Origin of the sequence: Cupriavidus basilensis (assembly GCF_000832305.1) — a bacterium.
Classification (GTDB): Bacteria; Pseudomonadota; Gammaproteobacteria; order Burkholderiales; family Burkholderiaceae; genus Cupriavidus; species Cupriavidus basilensis_F.
Window position 1 is genome coordinate 1,161,247 of the sequence record NZ_CP010537.1, and the last position, 16,940, is coordinate 1,178,186.

General features: G+C 65.9%; 13 protein-coding genes. 7 read left to right on the forward strand and 6 right to left on the reverse strand.

The genetic code is table 11. From position 1 onward, the window contains the following. Positions 1 to 359: 359 nt before the first annotated feature. Positions 360 to 1,277 carry a helix-turn-helix domain-containing protein gene (locus RR42_RS25940; protein ID WP_043354223.1) on the forward strand — a complete coding sequence of 306 codons (918 nt, stop codon included), beginning with the start codon at positions 360 to 362 and terminating at the stop codon, positions 1,275 to 1,277. A 163-nt stretch (positions 1,278 to 1,440) separates the two neighbouring features. Further along, positions 1,441 to 3,072 carry an MFS transporter gene (locus RR42_RS25945; RefSeq protein WP_043354225.1) on the forward strand — a complete coding sequence of 544 codons (1,632 nt, stop codon included), beginning with the start codon at positions 1,441 to 1,443 and terminating at the stop codon, positions 3,070 to 3,072. A 16-nt stretch (positions 3,073 to 3,088) separates the two neighbouring features. Here the strand turns inward: RR42_RS25945 and RR42_RS25950 are convergent, their stop codons facing one another. Together RR42_RS25950 and RR42_RS25955 are read right to left on the reverse strand one after the other, a co-directional pair. Next, positions 3,089 to 4,291 (reverse strand): MFS transporter, encoded by a 1,203-nt coding sequence (locus RR42_RS25950; protein ID WP_052494969.1) that lies wholly within the window; start codon positions 4,289 to 4,291, stop codon positions 3,089 to 3,091. Between the two features lie 5 nt (positions 4,292 to 4,296). After that, complete coding sequence (locus tag RR42_RS25955) at positions 4,297 to 4,680, reverse strand: response regulator transcription factor (RefSeq protein WP_082055109.1); 384 nt, start codon at positions 4,678 to 4,680, stop codon at positions 4,297 to 4,299. A gap of 374 nt (positions 4,681 to 5,054) precedes the next feature. Between RR42_RS25955 and RR42_RS25960 the strand changes: the two genes are divergently transcribed. The 5 genes from RR42_RS25960 to RR42_RS25980 all read left to right on the forward strand — a co-directional run bounded on the left by RR42_RS25960 (position 5,055) and on the right by RR42_RS25980 (position 12,811). After that, on the forward strand, positions 5,055 to 9,368 hold the full coding sequence (locus RR42_RS25960; protein WP_043354229.1) for an ATP-binding protein: 4,314 nt from the start codon (positions 5,055 to 5,057) through the stop codon (positions 9,366 to 9,368). A gap of 305 nt (positions 9,369 to 9,673) precedes the next feature. Further along, positions 9,674 to 10,333, forward strand: a complete 660-nt coding sequence (locus RR42_RS25965) for a response regulator transcription factor (RefSeq protein ID WP_043354230.1) — start codon at positions 9,674 to 9,676, stop codon at positions 10,331 to 10,333. A gap of 124 nt (positions 10,334 to 10,457) precedes the next feature. Beyond that, a complete protein-coding gene (locus tag RR42_RS25970; RefSeq protein ID WP_043357934.1) occupies positions 10,458 to 11,615 on the forward strand; it encodes an acyl-CoA dehydrogenase family protein in 1,158 nt (385 codons plus the stop codon). 94 nt (positions 11,616 to 11,709) lie between these two features. Then, positions 11,710 to 11,949, forward strand: coding sequence for a DUF2789 domain-containing protein (locus tag RR42_RS25975; RefSeq protein ID WP_043354231.1), 240 nt, complete (start codon positions 11,710 to 11,712; stop codon positions 11,947 to 11,949). A 253-nt stretch (positions 11,950 to 12,202) separates the two neighbouring features. Beyond that, entirely contained in the window at positions 12,203 to 12,811 is a 609-nt protein-coding gene (locus RR42_RS25980; protein WP_144409952.1) for a hypothetical protein, read from the forward strand. Between the two features lie 90 nt (positions 12,812 to 12,901). On the opposite strand, the gene cyoD is transcribed toward RR42_RS25980, so the two are convergent. The 4 genes from cyoD to cyoA all read right to left on the reverse strand — a co-directional run bounded on the left by cyoD (position 12,902) and on the right by cyoA (position 16,841). After that, positions 12,902 to 13,276, reverse strand: coding sequence for a cytochrome o ubiquinol oxidase subunit IV (gene cyoD / locus RR42_RS25985; protein ID WP_043354233.1), 375 nt, complete (start codon positions 13,274 to 13,276; stop codon positions 12,902 to 12,904). Further along, entirely contained in the window at positions 13,273 to 13,875 is a 603-nt protein-coding gene (cyoC, locus tag RR42_RS25990; RefSeq protein WP_043354234.1) for a cytochrome o ubiquinol oxidase subunit III, read from the reverse strand. Before cyoC ends, cyoD begins: the two co-directional genes overlap by 4 nt. Positions 13,876 to 13,878: 3 nt before the next feature. Next, on the reverse strand, positions 13,879 to 15,855 hold the full coding sequence (gene cyoB, locus RR42_RS25995) for a cytochrome o ubiquinol oxidase subunit I (protein WP_043354235.1): 1,977 nt from the start codon (positions 15,853 to 15,855) through the stop codon (positions 13,879 to 13,881). An 80-nt stretch (positions 15,856 to 15,935) separates the two neighbouring features. Continuing rightward, positions 15,936 to 16,841, reverse strand: a complete 906-nt coding sequence (gene cyoA, locus RR42_RS26000) for a ubiquinol oxidase subunit II (RefSeq protein ID WP_082055111.1) — start codon at positions 16,839 to 16,841, stop codon at positions 15,936 to 15,938. Positions 16,842 to 16,940: the final 99 nt, after the last annotated feature.

The following is a 16,940-nucleotide window of genomic DNA, read 5'->3' on the forward strand; positions in this document are numbered from 1 at the left end:
GGACGGTCGATGGCCGGCGGGCGACGATCAGGATGTTGGGCGGACGCGCGGCGATCGGCATGGGAGCCGATCGGAGCGCCGGGGGAGCGATCTTGCCGGCGCGTGCTCTATAGTCAGTCGGACTACTGGCGATGGCGCGTGATTGGCACGCCGCTTGATACGGGAGAATTGCCTGAAAGAGCCTGAATTATACAGAAGGCATCGCGCCCTTGGTTTTCAGCAGGCAACAGGCGCTTGCGTCACTCGACCTGTGCCATCCAAGGTTTCACGCGGGCTGCCTGCAAGCTCTGCTATTCTTGGTCAGCCGGTGCTGCCACGGCGTGGGTTTTCATGGCGGTGGTTTATTCCCGTCTGAGATCATGCCTGTCAACGCCAAAGCCTCCTTCCCGCACGCAGCTCCTGTATCGATCGACGCATTCGGGTGCGCCGCGGAAAAGCTCTCCAAGGATCAGAAGCTCACCGGCAGCGAGATCCATTTTTTCCGCAAGAGCTCGCCCGGCGAGAAGGCGAGCCAGGTTATCACTTCGGCGTCGCATCGCGGCTTTCTGGTGGGGATTTCGCTGTGCACGGGCCATCGCCGCCGGGTGTTTCATGAGCGCCGCGCGAGCACCCACGAATTTGAAAATAACTCCATCTATATCCGGAATTTCCTTGAAGACTATAAAGCCGATTTTTATGGTTTTTTCGACTTCATCCTGCTGGAGATTTCCCGCACCTTTATCGAGCGCACCAGCGCGGAACTAGGCCGCTCGCGCATCCTGGGGCTGCGCAGCGCGGCGGGAGAGCAAGACCAGGTGCTGGCGCATCTCGCCCAGGCGGCGGCGCCGGCACTGAGCCAGCCCGGGATGGCCAGCAAGCTGTTCGTCGATCAGCTGGGCTTCACGATCGGGACCTATCTCGTCGAGCGCTATGGGAATGGCTCCGTCGCGACGCCCAAGACAAACCGGTTGCTGTCGCAACGCAGCGTGGAGATGGCCAAGGAAATGCTGATCGCCAAGATCGATGGCGATCTGTCCATTGCCGACGTCGCCGACGCCTGCAACCTGTCGCGTAGCCATTTCACCCGTGCCTTTCGGGATACGACTGGCCAGACACCCCATCAGTGGCTGGCGGCCCAGCGCCTGGAGCGCGCCCGCGGGCTCCTGCGCGAAACCGGACTCTGCCTGGCGGAAGTGGCAATGGCTTGCGGCTTCTCCGATCAAAGCCATTTCACCCGCGTGTTCTCGCAAGCGGTCGGCGTCTCTCCCGGCAACTGGCGCCGCAGGGTTCACGCCTGACGCGCCGGGCGCAAGGCTGGTGCGCCGATGCCGATGCCGATGCCGAGGCACAAGACCATTGTCCCTTGGTATAGGTAGACGGCGCCCGCTGTGCTCCACACAATGCGGCTGTGCCACTGTTGGCATTGCCACCTTCAGTGCCTGAGCAACTTGCGACCAAGCCATGAATGACTCTCAAGCCGGCTCAGCCGGCACGCCCGCCGCGCAGCGCGGCAGCGCCGGTGCAGCCGGCTCGCCGTGGAGCCCGCTGCGGTACAGCACTTTCCGGATGCTGTGGATCGCCACGGTGGCGTCCAATGTGGGTACCTGGATGAACGACGTAGGCGCCAGCTGGCTGATGACGTCGCTCGACCCCGATCCCCTGATGGTCGCCCTGGTGCAGGCTGCGGGCAGCCTGCCGATGTTCCTGTTCGCCCTGCCGTCCGGGGTGCTGGCCGATATCGTCGACCGGCGCAAGTACCTGATCTTCGCGCAGCTTTGGACGCTGGCGGTGGCGACCACGCTGGGCGTGCTTGCGCTCACCGGCCTGGTCAACGCCCATGTGCTGCTGCTGGCTGCATTTTTGCTGAGCACCGGCGCGGCGATGAGCTCGCCGCCGTTCCAGGCCATCGTGCCGGACCTGGTCGACAAGGCGGACTTGCCGCCGGCCATTGCGCTGAACTCCCTGGGGATCAATATCAGCCGTGCGATCGGCCCTGCGCTGGGTGGCTTGATCCTGTCGTTCTCCGGGCCCGCGGTGGTCTTTCTGCTCAACGCGCTGTCGGTGCTGGGCGTGACGCTGGTGCTGTACCGGTGGAAGGCCGAGCCCGCCCGGCGGAACCTGCCGCCCGAGCATTTCCTTTCGGCGGTGCGTGCCGGCCTGCGGTATGTGGAGGCCGCGCCGCTGCTGCGGGTCGTGCTGGTCAGGGCGGTCGCGTTCTTTCTCTTCGGCAGTGCCGGCTGGGCGCTGCTGCCGCTGGTGGCCCGGCGGGAACTGGGCCTCGGCCCGGGCGGATATGGCTTGCTGCTGGCCAGCATCGGCCTGGGCGCCGTCGGCGGCGCGCTTGTGCTCCCCAAGCTGCGCGGCCGGGTCAGCGCCGATCGCATGGTGGTGCTGGCAAGCCTGCTGTTCGCGCTGAGCTTGCTCGCGCTGGCCTATGTGCGGCATTTCTGGCTGCTGGCAGCCGCACTGCTGTTTGCCGGGCTGGCCTGGATCGCGGTACTGTCCACGCTCAATGTGGCCGCCCAGCGCAGCGCCGCGGGCTGGGTCAAGGCACGCGCGCTGGCGGCCTACCTGACCGTGTTCTTCGGCGCCATGACCGCGGGGAGCGCGCTATGGGGCAAGACCGCCGCGCTGCTGGGCATTCCCGCCGCCCTGATGCTAGCGGCAGCCGGGCTGGCCCTGGCTTGCACCGCTGCGCTGCGGTGGCGCCTGGGCATCTCGCCGGAGCTGGACCTGGCGCCTTCAGGCTTTCTGCACCCGGGTGAACTGGACGTGGCCCACGACCGTGGGCCAGTGATGATCTGCGTGGAATACGAGGTCGCGCCCGAGGATGCGGCAGCGTTTGGCAAGGCCGTGCAGGAGATGCGCCGGATTCGCCGCCGCGGCGGTGCGCTGTCCTGGGGGGTCTACGAAGACCTGGCCGCGCCCGGGCGCTTCATCGAGACCTTCCTGGTGGAGTCGTGGCTGGAGCATCTGCGCCAGCACGAGCGCCACACCATGAACGACAAACTGATCCAGACGCGCGTGCATAGCTTTCACCGCGGTGCCGCGCCGCCCGTCGTGCGCCACCTGGCAGCACCCGATGGCAGCTGACCACACCTGCGCCGGATCAGGGCGGGGTGGCGTCCAGGCGCGGCAGCAGTTGCCTGGACAGTTCCAGGATCAGCAGGATCACGAGCGCGCCGCTGATGGCGAACAAGGCCGGGATGCCGGCCGTGTCCACCAGGCGCGCCGCTAGCAGCACGCCAAGGCCCTGGCCGGCGAACAGGCAGAACGCAAACAAGGCGACGGCGTTCGCGCGTTGCGAAGGTGCCATCTGCGTGGCGGCGGTCTGCATCGCATTCAGGACGATGTAGTAGCCACAGCCCGCGCACAGGCAACCCGCGGCAATCCAGAGCCAGTGTTGCCCAAGTGCGATGCAGGCCATCCCCACGCCAAGCAGCGCGGCCGCCAGCCTGGCCAGGCGCCGCCGTCCCACGCTGCGAATCAGCGCCGGCGCGAAGCCGGCGTACAGCAGCCCGCCTATGCCGTGCATCGACGTGATGGCGCCGGCCGCCGCCAGGGACAAGGCAAAGTGGAGCTTGAGGTAGGTCGGCACAAAGGCGAACACGCTCGGGCAGAGCAAGCCCAGCAGCAAGGTCATGCACAGTACCCGGCGCACCCATGCGGATTTCAGCAGGGTTGCGGGTCCTGGCCGCGGGCCGGGTGCCCCGCGCCGCCAATCGCCGGCCGTTTCATCGCGGCGTGCCAGGCTGGCCAGGATCGCGGCCACGCAGGCGAAACCGGCGGCCAGCAGCACGAAGGCGGCACGCCAGCCCAGCGTATCGGCGACGAGTCCGGATACCCATTGGCCGGTCATCAGTCCGCAGATGGTGGCCACCGAGTAGCGCGCGAGCAGGCTCTGCCGCGAGACCAGTGGTTCGGTATCGCCGAGGCGCGCCAGGCAGATCGGAATGACGCCAGCCGCCGCCGCGCCGGCGATCGCGCGCACTACCACCAGCCATTCGAAGCCAGGCGCCAGCGACTGGCTGAAATTGGCAACGGCGCAGGCCAGCAAGGCAGCCGCGATGACACGCAGCTTGCCGTAGCGTTCGGCCAGGGGCCCGTAGATCAGCTGGAATGCGGCATAGGCAAGCATGAAGCTTGTCACCGCCACACCGGTCTTTCCCGCGGAGATCCCGAAGTCGCGTGACAAGGCCGGCAGCAGGGTGTCGGCGGCCCGGATGGAGGCCGCGGCAAAAAAGCCGCTCAGGCCCAGGGCAAGCCGCTCGTGGCGCATGCCGAGTGCCAGGGGCACCGCGATTTCGGGCATCGTCTTCAGTCCCCTGGCTGCGGCCCGGACTTCGCGCTTCGCGCCAGCACGTTCCCGATGCAACGGATGATGTCGGCTTCCATGAACGGCTTGCCGAGAAAGCAGGCAGCGCCGATCGCCTCGGCGCGTTGCCGGTAGCATTCCTCGGGAAAGGCCGTCATGAAGATCACCGGCGTGGAAAACCCGCGTGCGCGAAGGTGTTCGCACAGCGCGAAGCCGTTCATCGCGGGCATCTGCACGTCGGCAACCAGGCAGGAAATGCCATCGATGGTGTTTGACTGCAGCAGATCGTTCCCGCTCGCATAGAGTTCGACGCTCATGCTGAAGGAGCGCAGCAGGCTTCCCAGGGCTTGTCGGACAGCAGCATCGTCGTCGACGATGGCGATCACCGGGGTAGCTATCACACGGTGTTCCTCCTTTTGTCATGAGCGGTGACGAAGCGGTCGGAGGCCCCCATCGCTTGCATCGAGGATATCGTGCTGCCACGTTCTCTGGAATCATACGGTGGTATTGCCGGCCACGGTCAGGGATTCCCCCCGGGCGCGCGGGCAAGAGCGGTCCGGCCGCGCCGTGCGCCCCGTGCCCACGCGCTCTCGGGTCCGGCCAGGCCCGCCCGGGCCAGGCCTGGCGTGGCAGGGGGTAACACCAAAGTATGAGACGGCGACACCGGCGGGCGCATCCTCTGCCGCTGATTGCCCCTGTCGGGCGGAATATACTCCGAGCTTCCGAGCTTCCCGGCTTTCATGATGCAGTCCCAGGTTCGATGAATTCGTTGCGCAACTACAAGCTCGAATATTTGCTGGACGGCGAGATCGCGCTGCTTCGCGGGACTGCCGCCGGATGCCCGCCCGTGCTGCTTTCGCTCGCCGGCCCGGCTGCCAGCGTGGCTGGTGTGCAGCGCCGGCGCCTCGAGCACGAATTCACCTTGCGGGACCTGCTGCGATCCGATTGGGCAGTGGTTCCGGTGGCGTTGATCCGCTATGACCGCAGGCCGGCCCTGCTCGCGGCCGACGAGGGCGGCTCGCCGCTGGCCCCGTTGCCTGGCGAGCCGTTTGCGCTGGATGCCTTCCTGGAAATCGCGATCGCCGTGTCCGCCGCGATCGCGGCCATGCACGAATCCGGCATCGTCCACCGCGACATCAAGCCTGCGCATCTCCTGGTCGCACCGAACCGGGAACGGGCCTGGATTACCGGGTTCGGCATCGCCACCGTCGCCTCGTCTGGCACCTTGCCCGGCACCTTGCCCGGCGCGCAAGCCCCGATGCTGGCGGGAACCCTGGCCTACATGGCGCCCGAGCAGGCCGCCAGGGGAGAGTCGGCGGTCGACGCACGGGCGGACCTCTACGCGCTGGGCGTGATCCTGTATCAGATGCTCACGGGTGTCCTGCCGCTCGAAGCCAGCGAGCCGGTAGGCTGGGTGCACAGCCATTTCGCAAGACTGCCGGTGGCGCCGTCCGAGCGCAACGACGCCGTTGCGCCAGTGTTGTCGGCCATGGTGATGCGGTTGCTGGCCAAGGCGCCCGCGGAACGCTACCCCAGCGCGAGCGCGCTTGCCGGCGAACTGCGGCGGTGCCAGCAGGCGTGGCGCAACCACGGCAGCCTGGATGAGGTCGCAAGCGCCCCATTGCCTGACTTGCCGGATAGCCAGGGCGATGCGCCGGGTTTGCTTGCCGAGGGCCTGCAGCGGCTGCCGCCGGAAACAGGCGCCTTGCTGATGGCCCTGTCTTGCCTGGGCAGCACGGTGCCGGCGGCAACCGCGGCTCAGGCGTTGGATGTCAGCGAAGCACGGCTTGGCGGCCTGCTGGCGCAAGCCGTGGCCGGGGGCTACATCGTGGTCGGCGATGCCTGCTATCGCTTCGCCCACGAACGGGTCCAGGAGGCAGCCTATGCCTTGATTCCTGTTGCCGATCGCCCGGCCTTGCACCTGCGGTTTGGCCGCCGGTTGGCGCACGGTGACAATGGTGACGGCGGCGTCTTCTGCGCGGTTGACCAGTTCAACCGCGCAGCCGGCATCCACCTCGATGACGGCGAGCGGCTCCAGGTTGCCCAACTGAGCCTGGAGGCCGCGCTTCGCGCGATGAAGACAACCGCCTACGACACCGCCAGTGCTTGTTTTTCCGCCGGCGAGCGATGGCTGCCAGACGGGGCATGGGAGACCCATCACGCGTTGGCGCTGGCGTTGGCGATGGGCCGCGCCGAGTGCGAATTCGTTGACGGCCGGCTTGGCGCCGCCGCGGCCAGTTTGCTGGACCTGAGCGCCAGGACGCGGACACCCGCCGACCTGGCGGCGGTCACGCGGCTGCAAGTGGCGGTGCATACGGCGCTTGACCAGTCCGACCACGCCGTCAGGCTGGGGCTGGGGTTCGTCCGCACGATGGGCCTGGACTTCCGGCCCGACGCGCCGGGGCAGGTGGAGGAGGAGTACCAGCGCTTGCTTGCGTTGCTGGGCGATCGGCCGGTCGAGTCGCTGGCCAGCTTGCCGCGCATGCATAGCCCGGTGTGGCGCGCCACGCTCAGCGTCCTGGCCGAGGTGATGTCGCCCGCGTCGTTCATGGACCGGAACCTGCGCGACCTGATACCGCTCTGGATGGCGCTCATCAGCCTGGAGCATGGCAACGACGAAGCCTCCTGCATTGCGTACGTTCACCTTGGCATGACGATCGGGCCGCGTTGTGGCGACTACGGGCTGGGTTATCGCCTGGGCCAGGCCGGCCTGGCGCTGGTCGCGCAGGAGGGCATGGGCCGCTTTCGCGCCAAGGTCCATATGTGCTTTGGGGCGTTGCTGCTGCCGTGGACCCAGCCCATCCGCGGCGGGCGCGAACTGATCGAGCGCAGTTTCGAAGAAGGCCGGCAGACGGGGGATTTCAATTTCGCTGCCTATAGCCGCAACCAGCTGGTGACCCATCTGCTCGGTTGCGCGGAGCCGCTGGCCAGCGTGGAGGCGCAGATCGAGACTGGCCTGGCTTTCGCCCGCTCTCTCGGCCTGGGGCGGGTCGTCGATATCCTGAGCGCGCAGGCCAGGTATGTGGCGGTGCTGCGGGGCAGGGCCGCAGGCTGGATGGCGCGGGAGGCCGGCGAGCCGGGGCTGCTGGAAGCCGAGGCAAGACTGCAGGCCGATCCCCGCCTCGCCGTCGCCGCCTGCTGCTACTGGATTCGCAAGCTGCAGGCCTGTTTCGCCGCGGACGACTATCGGGGGGCGCTGGACGCGGCCCGCAAGGCGGAGCCGCTGCTATGGACCGCCCCGTATTTCCTGGAGATCGCGGACTATCATTTTTTCGCGGCGCTCACGTTGGCGCGGGCGCCGGTATTCCCGGGCCACGCACCAGGCCACACATCCGGCCACGTGCCTGGCGGCGCGCACGCGGCGGCGTTCAAACGCCATCACGACCAGCTGAGCGCCTGGGCACGGGAGAATCCCGCCAACTTCGGCGCGCGCGCGGGCATCCTGTCGGCCGAAGCCTCGCGCATGGCGCGAGATCCCTTGCAGGCCATGCGGCAGTACGAGCAGGCGGCCCGACAGGCGCGAGAGCGGGACCTGGTGCATGACGAGGCCCTGGCCTACGATCTGTGCGCGCGCTGCTGTTTCGAACAGGGCCTGGCGGCGCCGGCAATGGCTTACTTGCGCAAGGCCCGCGATGCCTATGGCAGTTGGGGCGCCGAGGGCCTGGTGCGCAAGCTGGAGGCGCGCGCGCGCGCCCATGACGGCACGGATCTGGACACGGGCCGCACGGCCATCGAACGGACCGACGCGGCGGCCCTTCAGCCCGCTACCTATATCGGCCCTGCCTCCCAGCTGGACCTCGACACCGCCATCAGGGCGACGCAGGCGCTGGCCGGCGAGATACAGCTCGACCGCCTGATCAACACGCTGCTGACGACCACCCTTGAGCAGGCGGCCGCACAGAGAGCATTGCTGTTTCTCTGGCAGGACGGTGCACTGCGCCTGGCCGCGCAAGCCCGGACCGAGCAATCCGGCATTGTGGTCGACCTGGACCCGGCCGGCGCCGTGCCCTATCCCCGCGCCATCATCGACGCGGCGCTCACGACCCGCGCGGATTTCGTCCTCGACAATGCCAGGACGCATGCGAAGTTCGGGCAGGATGCGGACGTCCAGGCGCGCAGCGTGCGCTCGGTGGCGTGCCTGGCGCTGGCCAAGCAGGCCGCGCCGATCGGCGTGCTCTACCTGGAGAATAATCTGGCGGATGGGCTGTTTACCGGCCGGAGAATCAACCTGCTGGCCATGCTGGCCTCCCAGGCAGCCATCTCCCTGGAGAATGCCAGGCTCTATGAAGAGTTGCTGCGCCAGAACCAGGAGCGCCAGCGGGCACAAGCCGAACTGGCGCACGTCTCCCGGGTCACCACGCTTGGCGAGCTGGCGGCGTCGATTGCGCACGAGGTCAATCAGCCGCTGACCGGTATCGTCACGTATGGCGGCGCGTGCCTGCGCTGGATCAACCGTCCCGAACCCGATCTCGATGAAGCGCGTCATGCGGTGGAGAACATGATCGCGGAAGGACTGCGCGCAAGCGAGGTGATCCGGCGCATCCGGGCGCTCGCGCGCAAGGGGGAGTCTCGTCGCTTGCCGTTGCAATTGAGCGACCTTGTGGCCGAGACCGTGGCCATGGTCAAGCACCAGGCCGAGGCTCAAGCCATCGTCATTGCCCAGGACTGCGCGGCCGGGCTGCCGCAAGTGCTCGGCGACCGCATCCAGTTGCAGCAGGTGATCATCAACCTGCTCGTCAATGCCATCCAGGCAATGTCATGCCGCCGTCCGGGGCGCCGTCACCTTCGGGTCACCACCGCGGCGCCCGCCGACGGCCAGGTACTGTTGCGGGTGGAGGATACCGGCCCGGGTATCGACGCGGGAAAGCTGGACAAGCTGTTCGAGGCGTTCTACACCACGCGCGAGCAAGGGCTGGGCATGGGCCTGTCGATCTGCCGATCGATCGTCGAAGCGCATGGTGGCTCCATATGGGCCGAGTCTCCCGTGCGTGCCGAGGCGCAAAGCGGCCAGCATCCGGCAGGCCCCGGCGCGGCCTTCTCCTTTACCCTGCCGGTGCCGCAACCACAGCCGTGACCGCAGGCCTGGGCGGCGCCCTGGCGAGCGTCTATTGAGCGTCTATTGTCTTTTGGCATGGGTCAGCGGGTCCTTGGGCAAGCGCTGCCCTTAAAGTGATCGTTAGTAATCTTCGACTGTGAGGCACGCATTAACAAGCCACAGTAGACAAAAGCCGGCACAAATCGACAATACGCCGGCAGGGCAAAAGCGTAGAGTGCCCATGGGCAAGCCATGCGGCGACACCGCCCCGCACAGCCCGAAACAACGATTGACGTGGTCCGCGTTCGTGCTGGCGCCTTTGAATCTGACTGGAGAAACTGACCGTGACAATTCAAAGTCTGGAGCCTGTCGAGACGATTGACCGGGACGAGGCGTTGGTGCTGGTCGTCGACGACGATGCGTCGCTGCGCGGTGCGCTGGGCACCCTGTTCCGCTCGGTCGGCATGCGTGCCGCGCTGTTCGGCTCGGCCGCGGAATTGCTTGAGTACCGGTTGCCGGAAGCGCCTTGCTGCCTGGTGCTCGATGTCAGGCTGCGCGGCCAGAGTGGACTGGACCTGCAGGCGCACCTGGGGCAATTGGGCATCCGTGTCCCGATCATCTTCATGACGGGCTATGGCGATATTGCCATGACCGTGGCAGCGATGAAGGCTGGCGCGGAAGACTTCATGGCCAAGCCGTTTCGCGATCAGGACCTGCTCGATGCGGTATCGGCGGCACTCGAGAAGGACCGCCGGCGACGCGAAGGAATGCGCAAGGCCCAGGGGCTTCGCTGCAGTTTCGAGACACTGACGCCGCGCGAGTCGGAGGTGATGGGACTGGCCGCATCCGGGCTGATGAACAAGCAGATTGCCGGGCGCATCGGCATCAGCGAGGTGACGGTAAAGATCCACCGCGGGCAGGCCATGCGCAAGATGAAAGCGCGCACGTTTGCCGATCTCGTGCTGATGGCCCAGCAACTTGGCGTGTGCCACGTCGCGTGCTAGCCGCGCAGGGATAGCCACGCCGGCCTATCCACACACCTCGCGCCGGGACACCCGCCTCGCCTACAATGCATTGCGCATGGCTGCAACGGCCAAATCGGAAAACGAAGCAAGGCGAGGCAAGATGATGGACTTCAGTTTGACGCCCGTTCAACGGGAGCTGCAGGCACGCACCCGCCAGTTCATTGCGGAGCAGGTCATGCCCATGGAGCGCGATCCCCGGCAAACGGCGCACGGCCCGACCGAGGATCTGCGCACGGACCTGGTGGACAAGGCAAGGGCGGCGGGCTTGCTGACACCCCACGCCAGCACGCAGGCCGGAGGCCTTGGGCTTTCGCACCGGGACAAGGCCATTGTCTTTGAAGAGGCGGGCTACTCGCCGCTGGGGCCGGTGGCGATGAACATCCACGCGCCGGACGAAGGCAATATCCACCTGATGGAACTGGTTGCCACGCCGGAGCAGAAGGCGCGCTGGCTGCATCCCCTGATCCTCGGGCACACGCGCTCGTGCTTTTGCATGACCGAGCCGGCGCCAGGCGCGGGGGCCGATCCGTCGATGCTGCAGACCACGGCGGTGCGCGATGGGGATCATTTCGTGATCACGGGCAGGAAGTGGTTTATCACGGGCGCCACCGGCGCCACCTTTGCCATCATCATGGCGCGGATGGAAGACGGCACCGCCACCATGTTCCTCGCTGACATGAACCAGGCCGGTGTCGAGATCGAGCGGCAGATGGAGGCGCTCGATACGTGCTTCACGGGTGGGCATGCGGTGGTGCGTTTCGATGGCCTGCGCGTGCCCGAAAGCGATGTGCTCGGCAAGCTTGGCGAAGGATTCCGCTACGCGCAGCTGCGCCTGGCCCCGGCGCGGCTGACGCACTGCATGCGCTGGCTCGGGGCGGCCCGGCGCGCGCATGACATTGCGGCCAGCTATGCGCGCCAGCGCCTTGCGTTTGGCCGGACCCTGGTGGAGCATGAGGGCGTGGGGTTCATGCTGGCCGACAACGAAATGGATATGCACACCGCGCGCCTGACCATCTGGCACTGCGCCTGGGTGCTGGACCAGGGCGAGAAGGGGCGCGACGAGTCCAGCCTGGCCAAGGTGTATTGCTCGGAGGCGTTGTGGCGGGTGGTGGATCGTTCCGTGCAGGTGCTTGGCGGCAGCGGGGTGACGGACGAAACCATTGTTGCGCGCATCTTCCGCGACATGCGCGCCTTCCGGATCTACGATGGCCCCTCGGAGGTGCATCGCTGGAGCATGGCCAAGCGGATTGCGCGGGGCTGAGCCGGTTTCAGCGCGCAGGGCCGCGCAGTGATGCATGTGATTCAGTGATTCAGTGATGCAGTGATGTGTCTTCACCATAGGAGGTACGCACGCCATGGACAATTCCTTCCACCATTTTTCCGAGTTGTTTGCGCAACTCGGCCTGCCCGCCGACGACCGGGCGATCCGTGAATTCCTGGCCGCGCATTCTCCCCTGGCCCCCGATGTCATGCTTGCGGACGCCCCGTTCTGGACGCCCGCGCAGGCCACGTTGCTGCGGGAGGAAATCCTGGGAGATGCTGACTGGGCGGAAGTGGTTGACCAGTTGAATGCCGCGCTGCGGCTGCCCGGGTAGCGCCTCGACGAAATTCGGCTTCGGCGAAATTCGGCCCCGGCGAAATTCGGCTCTGCTCCGCTCCAAATAGCGTACTTCTGCTCCTGTTCTGCATTGTTGCGGTGCGGCAACATCCCCTGGACGCGCGTCATTGTCGACGCCAGGGGAAACCGCCGCAGCCATGAAGTACCAGTTATTTGTATTGGCCGGATGTCCGGCCTGCACCGCGCTTGAACTGTGCATGCGAGACGCCGGTCTCGCCTATGACCGCATCGTGCTGGCATCGCCGCGCCACGCTGCCGATGTGCTGCTTCTGCTTTCCGATTCCGATCCGCGTTGTCCGGCCTTGAGCATAGGCGAGCAAAGCGCAAGCGGCCTCGCGGCTTGCCTTGCGCTTCTCGGCCAGGCGCATCCCGAAGGTGTCCCGCTTGCACCGCCGGCATTCACCGCCGCGGGCAAGGAACTGATGGATGGTGTGCTTAGTGGCCGTGTGCTGACGGCCAGGAATGAGCGGGCGTTCCAGCTCGCGCTCGGTGCGTTGCGTGCTGCCGTCCAGGCATGGGGCGGTGCGATGCCGGCGGCGCTGCGCCGCATCGGCCTGTTCGTGCCTTACCTGGACCTGAGCATCGCGGATGGTCTGTCGGGCGGGAAATTCAGGCTTGCTGGTGCGTTCGGCGCTGACGAAAGCGCGCTGGCCTCCATGGCCAATCGCTTGCCAGCCGGGTTTGAAGACGCCTATCTGGACCGCCTCAGAAGGGGCCGGAGCTGGGTCTATTGGGAAGGGGGCGCCAGCCTGCTTGGCGACCGGACCACGCGGTTTCAGAATATCCGCCACTGGCCCGCGGCCAGCCGCACGGCGGCCGCCGGCAGCCTGTTTTTCTGATCTTTCTCAAGCACGCCGCCTGAAGGTGGCAAGTGGCCGGCCCCCGCCGAGGGAGCCGGCCACGCCATGGTGCCCTTGGTGACTGTGGTGCTAGTCGCGCAGACGCGCGCGTTCCGGCGACATATCCATCGGCATCATGTTGACGTTCGCGTTATGCATGACCCACAGCGAGCCTGCCACGATGATGGCGATCAGCGTCCCGGTGCACACGAAGATCGCCGTGTTCATGCGCTGGTCCGCGGACGTCCCGATATGCAGGAAGAACACCAGCTGCACCACCAGCTGCGCAACGCAAAGCAGCACGATGGCGGCAAGGCCCATGCCCTTGGGCACGAACCCGCCCATCACCGCGCCGAACGACGCGAGGGTGAGCACCAGCGACAGCGCAAAGCCGATCGCATAGCCTTTCAGGCTGCCGTGCGCGGCGTGCGCCGCGGATCCTGTGTGGAGATGGGCGGTCTTCATACAAACTCTCGCAGATAGACAAAGGTGAACACGCAGATCCAGATCAGGTCCAGGAAGTGCCAGAACAGGCTGAGGCAGGCCAGGCGGCGCCGGGTCACGCCATCCAGGCCGAAGGACTTGACCTGGTGCATCATGACCAGGATCCACAGCAGGCCGCAACTCACGTGCAGGCCGTGGGTGCCCACCAGGGAGAAGTAGGCAGACAAGAACGCGCTGACGCCCGGCCCCGCGCCGGCATGCAGCAGCTCGGCAAACTCATACAGCTCCATGGCGATGAAGGCCGCGCCAAGCAGGAACGTGATGCCCAGCCACTGGATGACCTGGCGCTCCCGCCCGGGCTGCATGTTCAGCATGGCCACGCCGAAGGTGAAGCTGCTGATCAGCAGCAGCATGGTTTCGCCGAGCACGAACGGCAGCTCGAACAGCTCCCGGCCGCTGGGGCCTCCCGCCGTATTGCCGGCGAGCACGCCGAAGGTGGCGAACAGCACGGCGAAGATCAGGCAGTCGCTCATCAGGTAGATCCAGAACCCCAGCGTGGTCTTGGATCCGTCGTCGTGCGCGACATGCTCGTGCGTATTGTGAATGACTGTGTAGCTCATGGGTCAAGCCGCCTTGCGTAGCTGCGCATAGCGCGCGTTTTCGATGCGTTCGACTTCGGCCGCCGGGACGTAGTAGTCCACGTCGCGGTTGTAGGTCCGTGCGATGAAGGTGCCGATCACGCCCAGCAGGCCAAGGCCCGCGATTGCCCACATGTGCCAGACGAGCGCGAAACAGAGCACCAGGCCAAACGCCGACACGATCACGCCCGCGCTGGTGTTCCTGGGCATATGGATGTCCTCGTAGTGGGCTGGCCGCACGTAGGCGCGCCTCGCCTCCTTGTCATCCCAGTGCTGTTCCAGCGAGGTGATGTGCGGCACATGGGCGAAGTTGTAGAAGGGGGCCGGCGATGCGGTGGCCCACTCCAGGCTGCGGCCATCCCACGGGTCGCCGGTGAGGTCGGGATTTTGCTTGCGGTCGCGCACGCTCACGGCCAGCTGGATGAGCAGGGCGACGATGCCGGCGCCGATGATCACGGCGCCGCACAGCGCCACGATCAGGTAGGGCTGCCAGTCGGCGTGCGTGTAGTGGTTCATCCGGCGGGTCATGCCCTTGAAGCCGAGCACGTAGAGCGGCATGAAGGCCAGGTAGAAGCCCACCAGCCAGCACCAGAACGAGATCTTGCCCCAGCGCTCGTTCAGGGTGAAGCCGAACACCTTGGGGAACCAGAAGCTCATGGCGGCCAGGCAGCCGAAGATGACGCCGCCAATGATCACGTTGTGGAAGTGCGCGACCAGGAACAGGCTGTTATGCAGCAAGAAGTCGGCGCCGGGCACGGCCAGCAGCACGCCGGTCATGCCACCGATGGCAAAGGTCACCATGAAGCCGATCGTCCACAGCGTGGACGAGTGGTAGCGGATGCGGCCGCGATACATCGTGAACAGCCAGTTGAACAGCTTCACGCCCGTCGGGATCGAGATGATGGTCGTCATGATCCCGAAGAAGGCATTGACGTTCGCCCCGGAGCCCATCGTGAAGAAGTGGTGCAGCCAGACGAAGAACGACAGGATGCCGATGGACGAGGTGGCGTACACCATCGACTTGTAGCCGAACAGCGGCTTGCCGGAGAACGTGGAGATGATCTCCGAGAACGCGCCGAAGCACGGCAGGATGAGGATGTAGACCTCCGGGTGGCCCCAGACCCAGATCAGGTTGACGTACATCATGGCGTTGCCGCCAAGCTCATTGGTAAAGAAGTGCATGCCCAGGTAGCGGTCGGCGGTGAGCAGCGCGAGCGTGGCGGTCAGCACCGGGAACACGGCAACGATCAGGATGTTGGTGATCAGCGCGGTCCAGGTGAACACCGGCATCTTCATCAGCGTCAGGCCCGGGGCACGCATGCGCAGGATGGTGACGATGAAGTTGATCCCGGTGAGCGTGGTTCCCAGGCCCGATATCTGTAGTGACCATATGTAGTAGTCCACCCCCACCGTCGGGCTGTATCCCAGCTCGGACAACGGTGGATAGGCGACCCAGCCCGTGGCGGCAAAGTCGCCGACGAACATCGACATCATCACCAGCACCGCGCCCGCCGCCGCCAGCCAGAAGCTGAGCGAGTTGACGAACGGATAGGCCACGTCGCGCGCGCCGATCTGCAGCGGCACGATGACGTTCATCAAGCCGAGGATGAACGGCGTCGCCACGAAGAAGATCATGATCACGCCGTGGGCGGTGAAGATCTGGTCGTAGTGGTGTGGAGGCAGGTAGCCAGCCGCATCGCCGACAGCGATCGCCTGCTGCGCGCGCATCATGATGGCGTCGGCAAAACCGCGCAGCAGCATGACCAGCGCCATGATGATGTACATCACGCCAATGCGCTTGTGGTCGACCGAGCAGATCCACTCGGTCCACAGGTACTTCCATTTGCCGAAGTAGGTGACGGCGCCGAGCAGCGCGACGCCGCCCAGAATGACGGCGGCCAGCGTACCCATGATGATGGGCTCATGGTACGGAATCGCCTCGAGGTTCAGTTTGCCGAACATGGATCAGTGCTCCGTGGCCGCGGCGCGGTGGCGTTGCGTGTGTTGCATGCAGTGCATGTGTTTCGGATTCATTGGCTTCATCAGTTGGCCGCCAGCGGGGGGCTTTGGGCTGTGCATACGTCGCCAAGCGCGTTACCAAGCGCGTTGCCAAGCGCGTTTCCACGCGCATCGCCACGCATGTTGGCGCGCATATCGCTATGCATGTACTTGTTGACGATGTTCTGGAACAGGCCGGGCGCAACGCCCGCGTAGACCGTCGCCGGCTCCTTGGTGCTCGGCAGCTCCAGCGTCTTGTAGGCCTTCTCGTCCAGCGTCAGCGGCGACTGCCTGGCCTGCCGTACCCACGCGTCGAACGCCTCGCGCGAGGTGGCCACGGTGTCGAAATGCATGTCGGAGAAGCCCGGGCCGCTGTAGGCCGCGGACATGCCCGCGTAGGTGCCAGGCGTGTCGGCGATCAGGTGCAGCTTGGTCTGCATGCCGGCCATGGCATAGACCATGCTGCCGAGCTGCGGGATGAACAGGGAGTTCATCATCGATTCCGCGGTGATGCTGAAATTGATCGGCGTATCGACCGGGATCGGCAGCCGGTTGACCGAGGCGATGCCGTAGTCCGGGTAGATGAACAGCCATTTCCAGTTCAGCGCCACGGCTTCGACGCGGATGGGCTTGACGGTCGACTCCAGCGGCTTGTAGGGGTCCAGCGAATGCGTGGTGTTCCAGATCAGCACCGCCAGGCCGGCCACGATCACGCACGGGATGGTCCAGATGACCACCTCGATCCGCGTGGAGTGCGCCCATTTGGGCGCATACGTTGCCTTGGTGTTGGAGGCGCGATAGCGCCAGCCGAAATACAGCGTCAGGAAAATGACGGGCACGACGACCAGCAGCATGATGAACAGCGAGACCAGGATCAGCGTCTTTTCCTGGTGCCCGATGTCGCCCTTCGGGGATAGCAGCTCCAGCTGGCAGCCACTGAGAAGGAGCATCGCTGCTCCACCGAGAAATAGCCCCGCATGGCGGAGCCCTCCCTTGCAAGCATTCAGCCAAGCGCTGGATTCTCGCCGGACAGCAGCGTCTGCCCCGGC